We start from the raw sequence: 14,809 nt of genomic DNA, 5'->3' as shown, positions 1-14,809 counted from the left end.
CGGCCCTGTCGGGTAATGATCCTCGTCTGGCCGGGAGGCGCGCTTTGCGCGTCCTCCCGGCCCTCGCACCAAATTCAACCGCACGATGACGCACTACGCGCGACCTGAATTGCTCGTCGCGGCACTGGTTGTCGTCATCGCCCTGGCCGCGATCACCGAGGCAATCCCGCGCACGCCGCAAGTACGCGCCAAGGCGCTGCTCACCGAACGCGAGCGCGCCGCCCGAGGCATCATCGAGCGCATCCTCCCCGATGCCCGCGTGCATGTGCAGGTCTCGATGAGCGCGCTCCTACAGCCTAAGGCCGGCTTGGGTCGCAAAGAGGCGATGCGCACCCGCAATAGGTTTTTCCAGAAGATCGTCGACTTCGTGATCGAAGATCGCGCACCCGGTGCGATCCTCGCGATCCTCGCGCTGGACGATCGCAGCCATGATGCCTTGCGCGATCGGAAGCATGACGCGATGACCGCTTCGGCCGGCTACCGCACCATCCGCCTTCCTGCGGGAAGACTCTCCATGACCGATATCGCAACGCAGCTTCAGCCCCTCCAATCAAACAACGCCGGTACGTCCGTCAGTGCGACGCGGAGCGGCGCATGACCGATCAAAGGAACAGGACAAATTCGCCGCTGGACAGCGATTTTCCCCTTTCGTTCTCGTGGCGCGTGATTCAGAATCGGTGCCATGCCGATCCGTCCGGAACATCGCTGGCTCTACCCGATCGACTGGCCGGAGATCAGTCGGATCGTGCGCTTCACGCGCGCAGGCGGGCGCTGCGAGCATTGCCAGCGCCCCCATGGACGCCGCGCCACGCTGCTGGGCACCGATGGCATCTGGTGGGATACCGAGATCCACGCCTGGCGCGATGGCCGCGGCCGCCAGCTTCGCCGCCAGCCCGGCTTCGTGCCGCTCGAGGCGATCGGGATGACACGTACGCCGGTCTATCTCGCGACCGCCCATCTCAACCACGACCCGACCTTCAACGGCCTGCGCTGGCGCAACCTCGCCGCCCTTTGTCAGCGCTGCCACATGATCCACGACGCAGCCGAACATCGTCGGCGCCGCTGGTGGAACGCCTTTCGCCGGCGTGCAATCGGCGACCTCTTCTCGGGTCGTTACAGCTAAACCCCTCCGCGACCATGCGGACGATGGCGGCGATCGTCGCCTCAGAGGAGAGGATGCCGGTTGATCTTCGGTTCAATGTCTCCGGAGGCACCCATGACCGAAATCTATCAAACCCACAGGATGATCGCCATGGCACGTCTCCCGCTAGACGCTGAGGTCCGCGCCAAGGATATCGTCGAGAAGCTCGGCGGAATCTGGCGCGGCACGTGCGGCGAATGCCGTTGTCCAGCGCATGACGACGGCTCTCCGAGCCTGTCTGTCCGCCTGGGGGACACGGCAATCCTGTTCCACTGCTTCGCGGGTTGCACGACGATCGAAGTCCTGAAATCGCTGCAGCGCCGCAAGCTCCACGATCGCGCAGCCGTGTCGATGCCCGAAGCGAGCCCCAAGCGCGACATGAGCGCGCTCGCTCTCCGGCTCTGGAAAACCAGTCAGCCGATCGCCGGCACGCTCGCCGAGGAGTATCTCCTCGCACGCGGCCTCTCCGGCCCGTTCCCCAATTCGCTGCGGTTCAATTCCGCGACGATCCACGGCTCCGGGCCGTCCAAGCGGACGATGCCCGCCATGATCGCAGCCGTCGAAAACGATATGGGCGTCGTCGCGGTGCAACGCACGTTCCTCGATCCCGACAACGTGCTGCACAAGCCGATGCCCAAGCCCAAGGTCTCGCTGGGCCTGCTCGGCACCGCGGCGATCCGGCTGGCGCCGGCGACGGACGAACTGGGCTTCGCCGAAGGCATCGAGGACGCCCTCTCGGCGATGGAATGGTTCGGCACCCCGACCTGGGCCCTGGGCGGCGTCGAGCGCCTCGCCTTCGTCGCCATACCTGCGAGCGTGCGCCGCATCATCGTCTATGGCGATCGCGGACGGGCGGCCGATCGACTGCTCGCCAAGGCTCGCAACTATCTCACCGCGAACGGCCGCGAGCTGGTCAGCCGCGTGCCTGCGCATCACGACGATTGGAACGACGCCTGGAAGGCGTATCAGGCATCGGCCAAAGTGGACCCACGGTCATAACCGACACGACCCTGCTTCAAGCGCTATTAATGGGTGCACAATAAGTTTCTGTCGCCTATTTTATGGGTGAACGAAATCACGATGGAAATCGAGTTCGATCCCGCCAAGGAGGCTGAGAATATCGCCAAGCACGGCGTGTCCTTGCAAGCTACGAAAGGATTTGATTGGGACACGGCATTCGAGCGCGAGGACGATCGATTACGGAGAGGTCCCGCTTTGTCGCCTTGGGGATGATCGGTGGTCGCCTGCATGTCCTAGCTTTTACCGAAGGTTCCCATGACGACGCGGTTCGCGCCATTAGCCTGCGCCCGGCAGAAAAACACGAATTGAGGTTCTATCAAGGCCAAGTTTGACCCGGAGATTCACGACGGCAACCTGCCGATGGACACAGCGTTCATGGCCGGAATGAAGCCGTCCTCGCGCGGGCGACCGAAACTGGAAACCCCCAAGGTGGAAATCAAAATCCGTCTCGATGCCAAGACGGTCGAGTATTTGCGGGGTAGCGGCCCCGGGTGGCAGACCCGTGTGAATGCCTTGTTGGAAAAAATGGTGACGGCCGGACAAATTTGAGGGTGTGGTCGCCGCGCCCTCTGGCCCGGTAAAGTACGGAGTTTATCGTTCATGACAGGGCGAACCTGCGCATAAGCGCAGGCAGAGGAGAGGGAGCCTTCGGCTTGTTGATCCGGTGATGAGCACCGGGCGATAAAACCAGAGGCCCTCGATGCACACTTCAGCCGCAGCTCTCGAACTCGATTTCACCAAACCGTCGATCATGGCCGCCAAGGCGGTCGCCGACACCATCGCTGGACAAGAATCGCTGCAACGCGACACGCTGATGTGGGTCCCCGAGCGCGTGCAGCGCTTCCTCGATGCGCTGCCGGCAACGGTCCACACGCGCGGCGATCGCGCGTTCTACGACCGCACCGCCGACAGCATCACCATGCCGCCTGTCGCGCTATTCTCGACCCGCGCCTACTTCGCGGCAACGCTCGCCCATGAGGCTGGCCACTGGACCGGCCATCCCGACCGACTCGATCGCACGTTCGGCAAGCGCTTCAGCGACGACGCCTACGCGTTCGAGCAGCTTTGCGCCGAGATGACCTCAGCGCTGCTCGGTGCTGATCTCGATCTTCCCACCTTGCACATGGACGACCACGCCGCGTTTATCGGCTCTTGGTTGAAGGTGCTGCGCAAGGACAGTCGCGCGATCATGACCGCCGCGGCCAAGGCCGAAGCCGCAGCCGGCTATCTGCTCCGCACGACCGGCCTCGACGCCTCGGCCGAACCCGAGGACCAGATCCGTGAAGCAGCATGACCGCTCCGGCCGCCCTCCCCGACCTCGGCGCCTACCGGCGCTTCGTCGTAGCGTTCAGTGGGGGCAAGGACAGCCTTGCCACCCTGCTCCACCTCCTCAGCCTCGGCGTACCGGCACACGCGATCGAGCTGCATCACCATGATGTCGATGGCCACCGCCCGACCTTTATGGATTGGCCGTGCCCGCCCGCCTATGTCCGCGCGATCGCCCAGCATTTCGGGATAGCTCTCTACGTCTCGTGGCGCGAAGGCGGCTTCGCGCGCGAGCTGAGGCGCGACGACGCGCCGACCGCGCCGATCGCGTTCGCGACACCAACCGGCATCGGCCGTGCCGGGGGCAACGGCTCTGCCGGCACGCGCGGGCTCTTTCCCCAGACGTCTACCGATCTTCGGGTGCGCTGGTGCAGCCCCGCTCTGAAGATCGACGTCCTCGCGGCCGCGATCCGGAACCAGCCACGCTTCCTCGACGGCCGCACGCTCGTCATCACCGGCGAGCGCCGAGAAAGTTCCTCGCGTGCGCGCTATGCGAAGCTCGAGCCGCATCGCACCTCCATCCTTGTAGCCGGCGATGTTGTCGGGGCTGCTCATGCGGAAATCTTCCTGCCGGGGCTCGCGTATCGGTCACGTCGAGACCCGGCACGAAGCAGTTTTCGTTGTATTCGTCCTGACGTCAGGACAGGCAAAGCCGAGAGGTACACTTGGTGTCCGTCTCGGCTTCATACGTCATTGTCTGGGACCCGACCTTAGGACTTAAGTGCTTTTGCCATGTTGAGATGTGCTGCAACCGTCGGTGCCAAGGCCGCCGCAAACGTCTTAAGCTGCGGTACGTCGCCGGTTGCGGCGTATCCCTTCAGGGTATCGAGCGTCTGCTGATGCCCGGCGACTTGCGCCGCTGCGTACGCGGTGTCGAAATCATTGCCCTGCTTGGTCTTCAGATCAGCGAGCTTCTGCTGCTGCTCAGCACTCAGCGCCGGGTCGGGCGTCAGAGCCGGCGACAGCGTTGTTGTCAGTGCCTTAAGCTTCGCGGTCGAACCCTCATGGGCGGTGATCATCTGGCCAGCGAACTTCTTCACCGCAGCAGATGCACCGTTGGTCACAGCAAGCTTCGAGGTCTCGATCTCGAACGCATCGCTTGCCGCCGCCATGTTGACGAAGGCCTGCCCACCGGAGGCGGGTGCTGCCATCGCATCATTAGAACCAGCTGCGTTCACGTCCATGGCGGTCGTATTGGCGTAGGTGCTGTTATCGACGGCAGTCGTATCGTCGGCCTTCTTGCCGCATGCGGCCAATGACAATGCCGCAGCTGATACCAGTGCCAGGGTCTTGAAGTTCATCATACTCTCCATCTGCTCGCATATCGCCACTGCCTGCTCAACGCGTGCTTCCTGAAGACCGTTCCGCACGAGCAACGAACGCCGGACCGATCGTTGGCCGAGTTCGTTCTAGCCGTCTGCCGGTACAGCTGCCGGCCTTATCGGGACACGGCTATGAGCATCTTCAGCACGATCATGAACAAGGTTTTCCATCACAAAGCCGCGCCAGCGGCTGCGCCGGCTCAGGCTCCTGCCGCTGCGCCACAGGCCGCGCCGACCGCTACCGCCCAGCCCGCCCCCGCAGCGGCTCAGCAGTCCGTCGATGTCGGTGCGGTCCTCAGCGAGATGGCATCGATGAAAGATGGCGGGGGCAACTACCAGAGCTCGATTGTCGATCTTCTGAAGCTGCTGGACCTGGATTCCAGTCTGACGGCTCGCAAGGAACTCGCGAGCGAACTGAACGTCCATGCAGCAGCTGACGGCTCGGCCGAGCAAAACATCGCCCTTCACAAGGCGGTGATGCAGAAGCTTGCCGATAACGGCGGTATCGTTCCAGATAGCCTGAGCAACTAACGCGCCCGATCCAGAGGGGACCGCATCCTATGCGGTCCCCTCCGGCCTTAGATTGCTGGCTTAACCGTCCTCAATTAGCGAGCTGGACTAGCGTTCGGAGGCGTCGCATCTAGGGTCCCCTGCGCTGCCTGCACTGGCAGCGTCTGACTACCACGCGGTGGTCCATTCGGCTCTTTCTGAAAGCCACGCGCGGCGAGCCAGCAGATCGTGGCGACGAGTGCCACGATCATCACGAAGATGACAATTGCCACAGGACCAGCTCGCTTGTTTCCTCGTCTCCGCACACATGCTCTCCCCAGTCATGCCGTCGATGGTATCGCCGTGCCGTAGCCACGTGGCGACGAGGTGTTCGTGGACCTCAAGTCGACCGGTTTGATCGAGCAGGACGGTCTTATGTCCGGACGGCTCTATCGCCGCTCGCCGAAGACCGAACCAAGAATACCCCCGAGGCCGCCGCCAAGACCGCCCCCGGGCGCAGCGCCTACGACTCCAGCGCCACCCAGGCTGCCGAGTACAGATCCAAGGATTCCGCCAAGGCCGCCTTGCTGCCCGGCTGAGCGCCCTGTCAGATGGCCCGCCACCAGCATGACCAGGATCGGCAGCATCTGCTTCAGAAGCTCAGGCGCTAGGCCGCTGCTCTGCGCTGCGTTGTCGGCGACGTCACGACTGCCATCCTTCGACCCGAAGATACCGCCTAGGATCTGATTACCGCGATCAATTTGCGTCGGCTCGTTGCTCAATACGTTCGCAGCAAGGTCTGGGCCGCCAAGCGTGTTCACATGGGCGTCTAACTGCGTCGTGTTATTCCCCATGCCGCCCAGAACCGTCGGCAGCAGCGCCTCTGCGCCGCGCTGGGCTTGCTCACGCGGTATGCCTAGTTGGGCGGCGAGTGCATCGATGCCACCATCAGGCAGCAGGTCATTGAGATTCATGTCGGCTTCCTTGTTGTGACGGGTACCAACAGATGCTGGGACCTATAGGTCCGGTCACCTTCGATCGAGCTAGGACCCTGGATCGGTAGGCATGCGCTGTCTGCGCAATGTTAGTCAGGGAGTCCGCGCAAGCCCTGCTCGCATCCCGGTTGAAAGCCTCGATCAGCATCACGACAGCGGGGCTTTTGTCTCGACCGCGTAGCGGGGTGGAACGCGTCGGACCGCCATAGTGCCATGTCGACAGGGGCACGGCCCGCGCGCCTGGGCAGGACGGCTGTGCCAAGGTCCACGCCGCGACCGTCATCTCAGAGCGGTTGCCCGTGTACGATCGGCGCAAGGCGACGGTAGGCATGGTGTCGTGCCGCCTTTGATGACGGGTCGAGGCACCGACATTGCCGGCAGATCGATGTGACAAGCTGGTCTTGCAAACGGTTCTTTGTCCGTTGCCCGCCAGTGGGGGTCCATCCCCTCTCTTTCCTGAACGACCTAATCCGGCCGTCCACCCACCCCAACCCGCGATCCTTCGGGCCGAGTTGCCGCTTACGCGGCTGCCCGCACCACCCCTCGGATCGGGGTTCCCCTCCGCGTCTGCGCGCTTTCGGTGGAGTGGGCGTCCTGGCCGTCTTTTTGGGTGTTCAGTCGAGGGGACGGACCCCCGGCGAGCAATAAAGGAACCTCGAAATGCAGAACCTCGTCATCCTCGCCGGCAACGTCGGTGCCACCCCCGAAGTCCGCACCACCCAGGGCGGCACCAAGATCACCCAGTTCAGCCTCGCCACCTCGCGTCCCAAGCGCGACAGCGACGGCAAGATCCTCAAGGACGCCGATGGTCGCCGGGTCGAGGACACTGAATGGCACCGCATCACCTGCTTCAACGGCGTCGGCAAGACCGTCGCCCAGTACGTCGACAAGGGCCAGAAGGTCATGGTCCGGGGTCGCATCCACTACACCCGCTGGACGGACAACGAGAACATCGAGCGCTACGGCGTCGAGATCATCGCCGACGAAGTGACCTTCCTCAGCCGGGGTCGCCAGCAGCAGGTGGGCACGCAGGACCAAAGCGACCTGGATGACGATGTACCCTTCTAATCGGAGGCTGACACGGCCCGGAGCTACGGCTCCGGGCCTCAGCTACGTTTCTAGAATTTGCTGCCTCGGCTATCCACCCAGCCATTATTCGTGAGAACCACCGTGGTTTTCCCTTCAAGCTTGTCGCCTGTCGCTTGCTTCAGAATCGGAAACGCCTCGACCATTGCTGGATTGGTCGCCCAACCCGCTTGGTCATTCACATGATAGGTATATGCGACCGACGACATCGTGGCCCCGAATGCGGCGCTTGGCTCGGTGAACTGCGTCACCTCGCTGACCGCTGGCGTCCCGTAGCAAAAATCGTTGCGATAGGGATTCCCATCGGGAGATTTGACGAACGCCTTTTGTCCCTGTTCCGTCAAATTATAGATCTTCACGGCCAGCTTGGTCTTGGACCCTCCCCAGCTTGAGTCAGACTCAATCGTGCCTGTCGACGTGCTCGCCAGTCCGCTTTTTACCAGCGCATCGAACGACCGGGTCCTGTCCTCGAAGTTGGACTGCCCCGCTGGTGCTGTCGGCATCGCTACATAAGCCGGGAACGGTGAAGCCCCCCTCTCCTGCCCAGCCGGTCGTGTGTCGCTCGTCGGCGCGTTGATGCACATCGGCTTCTTCACAAGGTAGGCATCGATAGCTTTCTTGAAATTGCCATCGCTGGCCTTCTTCGGATCGCTGCATCCAGCGAGCAGCATCATCCCGGCGCACCCCATCAAACCAATTCGCATCCACCAACTCCCGATGTTGTTCACGCTGAGAAGAGAATTGGCGAAACCTCCGACGATGAACAGCCTTTAATTGGCTTGAAGTCCGTCGCGAGTAGAACCAGCGAAGGTGAGGGCGTCTCCCGGCGATGCCGGAACCGTCCCTCTATTCCGCTTGCGCTCCACCAAGCCCCTGCGAGTCTCGGCCCATTCGGGTGACGATCGATTGACGGGTGGGCAGCGCAGGAAACTTCTTTCCGAAAAGCGGCAACGCCTTTCCATCCTGAACCCAGTCAGTGTCCCGCGGCACTCTCCCTATCGGCATAGGGACACAAACTGGGCGACGCGATTGGGCAGGCGTCCACCACCCCACGAGGGGAAGCGTCACGGGCGATTCAGCGCTGAGCACGACGCTCCGGCCAGCGAGCTTCACCCCGCTCTTTTAGGCGCAATCCTTGGGACGGCTCGGTGCCTTATACGATCAACCGGCAAGGGGTCCGGGCGCTTCGCTACGGCTTTTTCGCATGCGAAAAAAGTGATCGCGGCCCTTCCCCGTCCTGTCGGGCGCCTGTCGAGCGGGGATGAACCCCGCCGGCTTCACAGGAGCCTCGCACATGTTCAACGATATCTGGATCGCCCGCAAAAACGCCATGAGCCTCGCCAAAACCCTGATGGTGGCAACCATGGTCATCGCCATCGGCACACAATACGCCGTCATCACCGCCGACCTCCTCATCCGAGTGCCGGAAGGGCGAGCCGACCGAAATCGCGCGGCTTAACGACTGGCTCCGCGAAAATATCATCGCCCTAGGCAAGAACCGCATCGTGATAACGAGCGGAATCGCCGACCTGATCGGCGACGTCAGCCTCTTTCGTGGTTTTCGCAAGCGTGCCGAGCTGATCCGCACCGTGCGCGACCACGACCGGTTTGATGACGCCATCAACCCGCATGGCGAGCGCGACATGGGCCGGTTCGAGTTCGAGGGGACCGCCTGCTACTGGAAGATCAATTACTACGATCTCGACCTCACCGGGGGTTCGGAGGATCCGGTCGATCCGTCCCAGACCACGCGCGTCCTCACCATCATGCGCGTCAATGAACGATGACGCAGACCGCCCCGACGCCCAGCCGTCGGGGCTTTCCCTCCATCTCCGACAAGGATCGCGGCATGACCGTCGAAACGATCAACCCGATCAGCGCAATCGAGCGCACCCGTCCTCACCGTGAGGTGGACTTCGCAGGCGGCAACGTCCGTCACGAAGGCGGCATCCTCTCCGACAAGATCGAACAGCTCAATGCCCGCTACATCGCTGGTGAAATCGACAGCGACGCGCTGACCGGCGCGATCCTGGCATCTCCGAGCGTCCAGTTGCCGTGACGGTGCGGTGGCAGAAGGAAGTGCGCTATGTGGCGGCCTCCCCTGCCCCACCAACGTCGGAAAGGCTCTGTCGTCGACGCCCTTCCATTGTGACGATCGGGCAGGGCCGGCGTCAAGGATGCGCGGTGCCCCCAATTTTGACGCGGCCTGCGTTTTCGCTGCGCTTCACTACGACCACGACAAAATCGGCACCCCCACGCCCCGCTTCGCGGCCGCTTCGCGGTCCTGTGACCCCGACCCCGCCCGATCGTCAGCCCGCCTCTGTCTCAAGCGAACAGAAGGAGGATCAGATGAACATTCAAACCGCACGCACCCAGGCATGGCTCACGGAGCTGGCCAGCATCCAAGCGGAGATCGCGAAACACGGGATGCCCGCGGCACCCCGGCCCGCTCACAGGCGGACCCGCAAGCTCAAGTCGCTCTGGGAAGAGTAAGCGCAAGACGGGCCGGCGCTGCCGCCCCGCTCTCGTCATGTCTCACGCAGACCGAACCGCATGCACATCACGTTGTTCAACGCTCTGGAAGTACGTTAGTGTATAGGACGATCAGGCCACCGAGGTTGTAGAGGCATTTGAGGAGCATCTGGCGGTGAAGATCGGAAGCGAACGCACGGCTGGAAGCGCAGATGAAGGGCCTTGAAGCCCAGCAGAAGGCGCAGACCTGGCTCATCGGGACGCTCGGTTCCGTGATCGCGATCGGGGTGCTGCTCTCGGCACTGTCACCGATCATCACCAAGATGATCCGCTGAAGCAAAGGGAGGCGCTTCGGCCTCTTCCTTTTTTTGTCTCGCTCTGCTCCGACCTAGCGGACGACTGGTATCTCCGCCAAGCGTGTCGTCCATGCCGGGCTTTTTTGGCTTCCGCTTCGTATCGAACGCGCGCGTGCCGAACCCCTGCGCTGCGATCCCGACGGTCCCACGCCCGAACCGATCGTTGAGCCCATTCACAGCGGCCAGCAACCCGGGCGCGCGCGGATCCTGGACGGCAAAGACGTCGCCCTGCCCCGGGTCTTGCGGTAGCAGTTCCTCGAGCAGAATGCCGCACTTCGTATAGACGCCCCCAGGCTGATACATCGCCTCCATCATCTTAGCCGCGAGGCCGGCGATGATGCGCGGATCGTTACTGGGCGGCGACATCGGGGTCTGGCGGCTCGCCAAGGGCGCATTGGGCCTGTAGCGCGAGCCGTGCGCAAACACGATCAGCCGGGTCGCTACCAGCCCTTGGTTACGGATCTTCTCGGCCGCGCGCGCCGCGCGCCGCACCATCGTCTCGCGCAGCGCGTCGAGGTCCGTCACCGGCACGCCAAACTGGCGCGTCACCGCCGTCCCCTTGCTGGCCTCCGGCTCCGGCTTGAAGCCGTCGCACTCGACGCCGTTCAACTGGCGCACGAGGCGCTCGAGAACGATGGTCCCCACGGACGCCGGTGCCATCGCCACCAGATCGGTAGTTGTACGGATCCCGAACGGATGCAGTCGCGCGGCCAGAGCCGACCCTATAGGTGCCGCGCAGCGCGCGGTTCGGGCGGCCATCGAGCATCGGCGATGTACTATAGGCTGAAGCCAAGGAATATCTGCAAGCCGACCCCCCTGCCCGGATCAACGACATCGCCGTTTTGATCCGCGTCAACCGGCAAGCAAATTAGCGGCGCCTAGAGAGTGACCAGGCTCCAGCAACATACCTGTGAACATGTTCACGAGATGAGCTTGTATCACAAGTTGCACACGCATCCCATCTGATCATGCCCTCGATGCGAGACAAGTAACGGACATGAGCATGCGCCACACGTACCTCATGTGAAACACGCGGAATTTGTACCACGTATAAGATGTGTGAAACATGTGAACATGCTCTGTGCGTGTAACACGCGGCGGACGTGGCTTTTGCACAACGTGCGGCACGTGCGGCACGTGCGGTGCGTGTAATACGTGCGGTATGTGCGGCACGTGCGGCACGTGCGGTACGTGCGGTGCGTGTACGACCTGTGAACATGCGTTACGCGTGTGACACGCGGCAGACGCGGGCCCTGTGCATCGTGCAGGACGTGTGAGACATGTGGGACATGTGAACATGCGCTACACGTGTAACACATGTCGACACGCGGCACGTGGCTTAAAGACATGCAGACATGCAGACGTGCAGACATGCAGACATGCAGACGTATAGACAGTGGATTGTTGGACTTTTGGGATGGGGATGTTGGTTTGTGAACATGTGAACATGTGAACATGTGCTACGCGTGTAACACGCGGCACACGCAGCGATTGTACAATGTGTGGCACGTGTGTAACCTGCGAAACAACGTACACTTGTGCAGCTGCCGTCAGCGCAAACCATCGGAGCCATTATGCCCGTAATCACCATGCTATCGCCAAAAGGCGGTGTCGGAAAAACGACGACAGCTCTGATCCTGGCGACAGAGATCGCCGCGCAGGGGTCGAGCGTCGTCATGATCGATGCCGACCCGAATTTTCCGCTTGCCCGATGGGCGAAGAAGGATGGGAAGCCCGACACTATCGAGGTCTTGCCCGAAATCGATGAAGACGAGATAATCGGCACAATCGACGCCGCTCGGAAGCGGGCGGACTTCGTGATCGTCGATCTGGAGGGAAAGGCAAGCGCACGCGCGACCAGTGCGCTCCTGATGTCCAATCTTGCGCTCATTCCCATCCAGGGATCGGAATTAGACGCTGTGGAGGCAGCGCGGGCGTTTAAGGTCGTCCGCAACGCCGGGACTGCCCGCGAGCGTCCGTTGCCGTTCGCAGCGGTCCTTACTAGGACGCCTGCTTCGCTTCGGCTTTGGACGCGCGACCTGAAAGCGGTCGTCGCGAACCTGGAAAAAGCCGGCATCCCTATGATCCCAACTGCTCTCGCGGAACGCGGTGCATTCCGCGGCCTCTTCAGCATAGGCGGTACGCTTGCTGAGATGACAAACGCGGACGTGGGTTCGCTAGACAGCGCACGAATTAACGCAGCCGCTTTCCGCAATGACGTTCTGGCGCTGCTCGAGGAAGGGGCTACTGCATGACCGATAAGGCCGCACCGGGTTCACGCCGATCGATCGCCAGCTTCGCGGCCGATGACGACATTCCAGTCCCGACGCCCGAGCAAATCGTGGCGGCGAAGGCGGGCGGGGAGGGGCTTGGCTTTCGTTCAGAGAAGGCGACGCCATCAGCGCCCGCCCGGCCTTCGCCGAAGCCCAGACAGGCGACATTTACTGACGCGATCCATGTTCGTGCACGCCCCGAGGATAGACAAAGGTTCGAGGATTTCGCGTACCGGCAGCGTCTTTCAAAGGGGGACGCGATGACCCGGCTTCTCGACTTCGCCGAGACGGAAGAAGAGCGCCTGGCGGCCTTGAGCAACAAGTAGAGACGCGACGGCGCGCGACGGTCAAACAGCGAACGACGTCCCCAAACAGGTTCAGTGAACCGTAAACGTCCAACGGGACCGTTCGGGAATAGCTGAGCGAAAGCGAGTCGGGGACGATCGCTGGCGCAGGACATAGAGGAGCTGGTCGACGCACAGACGCAGGCGTCGCAGCAGCGATAACAGGGCTAGCCCTGCGTCCGATCGCTGCCCGTTAAGGTAGAGGGATGACGGGGCTCAGACCGTCGCAACGAACGGGGGGCTTGCGTCGGACGGTGGGGAAGAGTGCCGGATACGCAAGCAACGGGTTTTATTAGTCGCGCAAGACTAATGCGTACAGATGCCCCAATGCGTTTCCTCTGGCTTGGCGAAACGTAAAGATGCCCCGAACTACGGACTGTGACTATGACCGAACGGCTGCCGATTGGGTCTGAGACTTGGCCAAAAGCGGGAAAGCGGTAAGATAGGCGCGCAAAAAACCAACGACGCCAAGCAGCTCCAGTTTCAGTTCGTGAGCAATCCCACGAAGTGCGGGAGAGGCGTTCTGGTGCGCACCTATCAATCGGTGGGGCTCGGCTTACGTTTCGAATTAAGATACGCCCAGAGATACAATAAGCGCCATCGTTCGACATGTCCGGCGAGGGATTGGAGAGTTTTGACGACGGTCGTTCCGGCCTGGGGCCTGATGAAGTACGCACTGCCGCGACCTCAAGATTACGAAGGGCACCAACACGGCTCATGGAGCAGATGCGGGCCCGTTTTGCGGGGGGAGTTGTAGCGCAGCGAGAGTCAGGACGTAGAAATCGTGGCAAGGTGTTGAGCGACAGCCGCAGCGCCGTGGGTTGAGATGGCTGTAGCGATTGAACGAGCGTCTGTCTTTTCCATCGACGGGATTTTGATACGATCGAGAGCGGCGAGTAGGACAGGACGGCCGGCATCGCGAGCGGCAAGTTCGGCGACCTTTTTCTGTTCAGATAGGGCGGCCAGTTCTTCACGTAGGGCTTTTTCCCGCGCTTCGATCGTTACGATGTCGACTGCCTTGGTGGAGGTACGCGCCATGTGATATCTCCGGGTTGTGGGTGGGATCGATCGCATCATGTCCGAGGATGGCTTGGATTTCTAGACTGATCGATTGAACCGGGATCGCATAAAAACTAAAAAGCAAAGAGCGCGCGCAAAAGGTGCACCTTTTGCCCTTTGATCGACAGTAGACAGAAACGCGATGGTCGGATTTGTGGGCTAACGCAGCACAGTTGCCCCGGCTCCGCGTTCGTGAGATGCTGTAATGCGTGGGAAGGAGCCGAGGGTCGATGGGGGATTGGTTTAAGGTATGGCAGGATATGCCTCATGACACCAATGTCGGACATTGGCTCATGAGTCTCCGCTGCTCGGGGCTTTCAAGATGAAGGTTACGGTCCGGCTTAGCGACGTTCTTACGGCCGAGATCGATCGTATCGCTGTGGCGTCTGGACAGACGCGAAGTAGCTGGATCACGGCCGCGTTGACGCAAGCAGCGCTCACACCAGAAAGCCGAAGCGTGCCGGTCATGCCGATCCAGGGTAGGGGCCATCCCGACGATTACCTTCGGGTTACCGTCCGGCTAAACCGGAGTGAAATGGAGGCGATCGACACCGTTGCGGCGCCGATGCGCCTGACCCGCAACGAGTGGATCAAACGCACGATCCGCTGGCAGCTTTGGGACAGGGCCGCGCTGCTGCGTCTCGCACCGGCAACGCAAACGGAGATCGGCAAAGTCCGCAAGCAGATCCTCGCGATCGGACGAAACATTAACCAGGCGGCCCACGCAATGAACGCGGCGAACCAGCCGGAGAGCTCGCTCGACATCGCGCGTATCGCGGGCTCCTTCCTGGAAACATGCGGGGAGTTACGCACCCTTCTGATTGAGGCCCGGCGCACGCTGGCATCCTCGATCGGTGGTGAAATCGGGTACTGGACCCGCAAGGATAAGGCACCGGGCGAGTGAGTTTGCGGCTATCCTCCGGCAC

At 62.0% G+C, this 14,809-nt stretch carries 21 protein-coding genes and 1 pseudogene; 17 read left to right on the top strand and 5 right to left on the bottom strand.

Features of this window, described 5'->3' with window-relative positions; all coding sequences use genetic code 11:
- Nucleotides 1–109 precede the first annotated feature (109 nt).
- From J4O76_RS19490 to J4O76_RS19460, 7 genes are all read left to right on the top strand, one after another.
- On the top strand, nucleotides 110–598 hold the full coding sequence (locus tag J4O76_RS19490) for a DUF2726 domain-containing protein (protein ID WP_426283718.1): 489 nt from the start codon (nucleotides 110–112) through the stop codon (nucleotides 596–598).
- A gap of 84 nt (nucleotides 599–682) precedes the next feature.
- Complete coding sequence (locus tag J4O76_RS19485; RefSeq protein WP_426283717.1) at nucleotides 683–1,123, top strand: hypothetical protein; 441 nt, start codon at nucleotides 683–685, stop codon at nucleotides 1,121–1,123.
- Nucleotides 1,124–1,216: 93 nt separating this feature from the next.
- Nucleotides 1,217–2,140 carry a DUF7146 domain-containing protein gene (locus tag J4O76_RS19480; RefSeq protein WP_426283716.1) on the top strand — a complete coding sequence of 308 codons (924 nt, stop codon included), beginning with the start codon at nucleotides 1,217–1,219 and terminating at the stop codon, nucleotides 2,138–2,140.
- A 66-nt stretch (nucleotides 2,141–2,206) separates the two neighbouring features.
- Nucleotides 2,207–2,374, top strand: a complete 168-nt coding sequence (locus J4O76_RS19475) for a hypothetical protein (RefSeq protein ID WP_426283715.1) — start codon at nucleotides 2,207–2,209, stop codon at nucleotides 2,372–2,374.
- A gap of 147 nt (nucleotides 2,375–2,521) precedes the next feature.
- Entirely contained in the window at nucleotides 2,522–2,710 is a 189-nt protein-coding gene (locus J4O76_RS19470; protein ID WP_426283714.1) for a BrnA antitoxin family protein, read from the top strand.
- A 151-nt stretch (nucleotides 2,711–2,861) separates the two neighbouring features.
- On the top strand, nucleotides 2,862–3,455 hold the full coding sequence (locus tag J4O76_RS19465; RefSeq protein WP_426283713.1) for a zincin-like metallopeptidase domain-containing protein: 594 nt from the start codon (nucleotides 2,862–2,864) through the stop codon (nucleotides 3,453–3,455).
- Complete coding sequence (locus tag J4O76_RS19460; protein WP_426283712.1) at nucleotides 3,452–4,201, top strand: hypothetical protein; 750 nt, start codon at nucleotides 3,452–3,454, stop codon at nucleotides 4,199–4,201. Before J4O76_RS19465 ends, J4O76_RS19460 begins: the two co-directional genes overlap by 4 nt.
- Here the strand turns inward: J4O76_RS19460 and J4O76_RS19455 are convergent.
- Nucleotides 4,198–4,800 (bottom strand): DUF4142 domain-containing protein, encoded by a 603-nt coding sequence (locus J4O76_RS19455; protein WP_426283711.1) that lies wholly within the window; start codon nucleotides 4,798–4,800, stop codon nucleotides 4,198–4,200. The genes J4O76_RS19460 and J4O76_RS19455 overlap by 4 nt on opposite strands.
- 141 nt (nucleotides 4,801–4,941) lie before the next feature.
- Between J4O76_RS19455 and J4O76_RS19450 the strand changes: the two genes are divergently transcribed.
- Nucleotides 4,942–5,340, top strand: a complete 399-nt coding sequence (locus tag J4O76_RS19450; RefSeq protein ID WP_426283710.1) for a DUF3597 family protein — start codon at nucleotides 4,942–4,944, stop codon at nucleotides 5,338–5,340.
- Between the two features lie 407 nt (nucleotides 5,341–5,747).
- Here J4O76_RS19450 and J4O76_RS19445 read toward each other — a convergent pair whose 3' ends face one another.
- The gene (locus J4O76_RS19445) at nucleotides 5,748–6,272 is read right to left on the bottom strand and encodes a DUF937 domain-containing protein (protein ID WP_426283709.1); all 525 of its coding nucleotides are present in this window, start codon (nucleotides 6,270–6,272) and stop codon (nucleotides 5,748–5,750) included.
- 681 nt (nucleotides 6,273–6,953) lie between these two features.
- Here J4O76_RS19445 and J4O76_RS19440 point away from each other — a divergent pair.
- A complete protein-coding gene (locus tag J4O76_RS19440; protein WP_426283708.1) occupies nucleotides 6,954–7,361 on the top strand; it encodes a single-stranded DNA-binding protein in 408 nt (135 codons plus the stop codon).
- 50 nt (nucleotides 7,362–7,411) lie between these two features.
- On the opposite strand, the gene J4O76_RS19435 is transcribed toward J4O76_RS19440, so the two are convergent.
- The gene (locus tag J4O76_RS19435) at nucleotides 7,412–8,083 is read right to left on the bottom strand and encodes a hypothetical protein (RefSeq protein WP_426283707.1); all 672 of its coding nucleotides are present in this window, start codon (nucleotides 8,081–8,083) and stop codon (nucleotides 7,412–7,414) included.
- Between the two features lie 590 nt (nucleotides 8,084–8,673).
- Between J4O76_RS19435 and J4O76_RS19430 the strand changes: the two genes are divergently transcribed.
- The 5 genes from J4O76_RS19430 to J4O76_RS19410 all read left to right on the top strand — a co-directional run bounded on the left by J4O76_RS19430 (nucleotide 8,674) and on the right by J4O76_RS19410 (nucleotide 10,186).
- A complete protein-coding gene (locus J4O76_RS19430; protein ID WP_426283706.1) occupies nucleotides 8,674–8,838 on the top strand; it encodes a hypothetical protein in 165 nt (54 codons plus the stop codon).
- 46 nt (nucleotides 8,839–8,884) lie between these two features.
- Nucleotides 8,885–9,166: a DUF3768 domain-containing protein gene (locus J4O76_RS19425; protein ID WP_426283705.1), complete on the top strand. Its 282-nt coding sequence runs from the start codon at nucleotides 8,885–8,887 to the stop codon at nucleotides 9,164–9,166.
- A 62-nt stretch (nucleotides 9,167–9,228) separates the two neighbouring features.
- Nucleotides 9,229–9,438: an antitoxin VbhA family protein gene (locus tag J4O76_RS19420; RefSeq protein ID WP_426283704.1), complete on the top strand. Its 210-nt coding sequence runs from the start codon at nucleotides 9,229–9,231 to the stop codon at nucleotides 9,436–9,438.
- 290 nt (nucleotides 9,439–9,728) lie between these two features.
- A complete protein-coding gene (locus tag J4O76_RS19415; protein ID WP_426283703.1) occupies nucleotides 9,729–9,872 on the top strand; it encodes a hypothetical protein in 144 nt (47 codons plus the stop codon).
- A gap of 191 nt (nucleotides 9,873–10,063) precedes the next feature.
- A complete protein-coding gene (locus tag J4O76_RS19410; RefSeq protein WP_426283702.1) occupies nucleotides 10,064–10,186 on the top strand; it encodes a hypothetical protein in 123 nt (40 codons plus the stop codon).
- Nucleotides 10,187–10,239: 53 nt separating this feature from the next.
- Here J4O76_RS19410 and J4O76_RS19405 read toward each other — a convergent pair.
- A pseudogene (locus J4O76_RS19405) lies at nucleotides 10,240–10,933 on the bottom strand (DUF4113 domain-containing protein); the annotation flags it as partial.
- An 848-nt stretch (nucleotides 10,934–11,781) separates the two neighbouring features.
- Between J4O76_RS19405 and J4O76_RS19400 the strand changes: the two are divergent.
- Together J4O76_RS19400 and J4O76_RS19395 are read left to right on the top strand one after the other, a co-directional pair.
- Entirely contained in the window at nucleotides 11,782–12,462 is a 681-nt protein-coding gene (locus J4O76_RS19400) for an AAA family ATPase (protein ID WP_426283701.1), read from the top strand.
- Nucleotides 12,459–12,806, top strand: coding sequence for a hypothetical protein (locus J4O76_RS19395; RefSeq protein WP_426283700.1), 348 nt, complete (start codon nucleotides 12,459–12,461; stop codon nucleotides 12,804–12,806). The genes J4O76_RS19400 and J4O76_RS19395 overlap by 4 nt, the downstream gene beginning before the upstream one ends.
- A 786-nt stretch (nucleotides 12,807–13,592) precedes the next feature.
- Here J4O76_RS19395 and J4O76_RS19390 read toward each other — a convergent pair.
- Nucleotides 13,593–13,862 (bottom strand): hypothetical protein, encoded by a 270-nt coding sequence (locus tag J4O76_RS19390; RefSeq protein WP_426283699.1) that lies wholly within the window; start codon nucleotides 13,860–13,862, stop codon nucleotides 13,593–13,595.
- A 556-nt stretch (nucleotides 13,863–14,418) separates the two neighbouring features.
- On the opposite strand from J4O76_RS19390, the gene J4O76_RS19385 reads away from it, so the two are divergent.
- Nucleotides 14,419–14,787, top strand: a complete 369-nt coding sequence (locus J4O76_RS19385; protein WP_426283788.1) for a hypothetical protein — start codon at nucleotides 14,419–14,421, stop codon at nucleotides 14,785–14,787.
- Nucleotides 14,788–14,809 lie beyond the last annotated feature (22 nt).

The organism is Sphingomonas sp. NFX23 (assembly GCF_049887795.1).
Lineage (GTDB): Bacteria > Pseudomonadota > Alphaproteobacteria > Sphingomonadales > Sphingomonadaceae > Sphingomonas.
This window is presented reverse-complemented; position numbering and strand designations above follow the sequence as displayed.

Bases quoted from the DNA above. Each gene is read 5' to 3' on its own strand.
- J4O76_RS19435 (WP_426283707.1), bottom strand. From the start codon at position 8,083: ATGCGAATTGGTTTGATGGGGTGCGCCGGGATGATGCTGCTCGCTGGA.
- J4O76_RS19480 (WP_426283716.1), top strand. From the start codon at position 1,217: ATGACCGAAATCTATCAAACCCACAGGATGATCGCCATGGCACGTCTC.
- J4O76_RS19400 (WP_426283701.1), top strand. From the start codon at position 11,782: ATGCCCGTAATCACCATGCTATCGCCAAAAGGCGGTGTCGGAAAAACG.
- J4O76_RS19430 (WP_426283706.1), top strand. From the start codon at position 8,674: ATGTTCAACGATATCTGGATCGCCCGCAAAAACGCCATGAGCCTCGCC.
- J4O76_RS19485 (WP_426283717.1), top strand. From the start codon at position 683: ATGCCGATCCGTCCGGAACATCGCTGGCTCTACCCGATCGACTGGCCG.
- J4O76_RS19420 (WP_426283704.1), top strand. From the start codon at position 9,229: ATGACCGTCGAAACGATCAACCCGATCAGCGCAATCGAGCGCACCCGT.
- J4O76_RS19445 (WP_426283709.1), bottom strand. From the start codon at position 6,272: ATGAATCTCAATGACCTGCTGCCTGATGGTGGCATCGATGCACTCGCC.
- J4O76_RS19390 (WP_426283699.1), bottom strand. From the start codon at position 13,862: ATGGCGCGTACCTCCACCAAGGCAGTCGACATCGTAACGATCGAAGCG.
- J4O76_RS19460 (WP_426283712.1), top strand. From the start codon at position 3,452: ATGACCGCTCCGGCCGCCCTCCCCGACCTCGGCGCCTACCGGCGCTTC.
- J4O76_RS19410 (WP_426283702.1), top strand. From the start codon at position 10,064: ATGAAGGGCCTTGAAGCCCAGCAGAAGGCGCAGACCTGGCTCATCGGG.
- J4O76_RS19465 (WP_426283713.1), top strand. From the start codon at position 2,862: ATGCACACTTCAGCCGCAGCTCTCGAACTCGATTTCACCAAACCGTCG.
- J4O76_RS19415 (WP_426283703.1), top strand. From the start codon at position 9,729: ATGAACATTCAAACCGCACGCACCCAGGCATGGCTCACGGAGCTGGCC.
- J4O76_RS19385 (WP_426283788.1), top strand. From the start codon at position 14,419: ATGGAGGCGATCGACACCGTTGCGGCGCCGATGCGCCTGACCCGCAAC.
- J4O76_RS19455 (WP_426283711.1), bottom strand. From the start codon at position 4,800: ATGGAGAGTATGATGAACTTCAAGACCCTGGCACTGGTATCAGCTGCG.
- J4O76_RS19450 (WP_426283710.1), top strand. From the start codon at position 4,942: ATGAGCATCTTCAGCACGATCATGAACAAGGTTTTCCATCACAAAGCC.
- J4O76_RS19470 (WP_426283714.1), top strand. From the start codon at position 2,522: ATGGACACAGCGTTCATGGCCGGAATGAAGCCGTCCTCGCGCGGGCGA.
- J4O76_RS19440 (WP_426283708.1), top strand. From the start codon at position 6,954: ATGCAGAACCTCGTCATCCTCGCCGGCAACGTCGGTGCCACCCCCGAA.
- J4O76_RS19395 (WP_426283700.1), top strand. From the start codon at position 12,459: ATGACCGATAAGGCCGCACCGGGTTCACGCCGATCGATCGCCAGCTTC.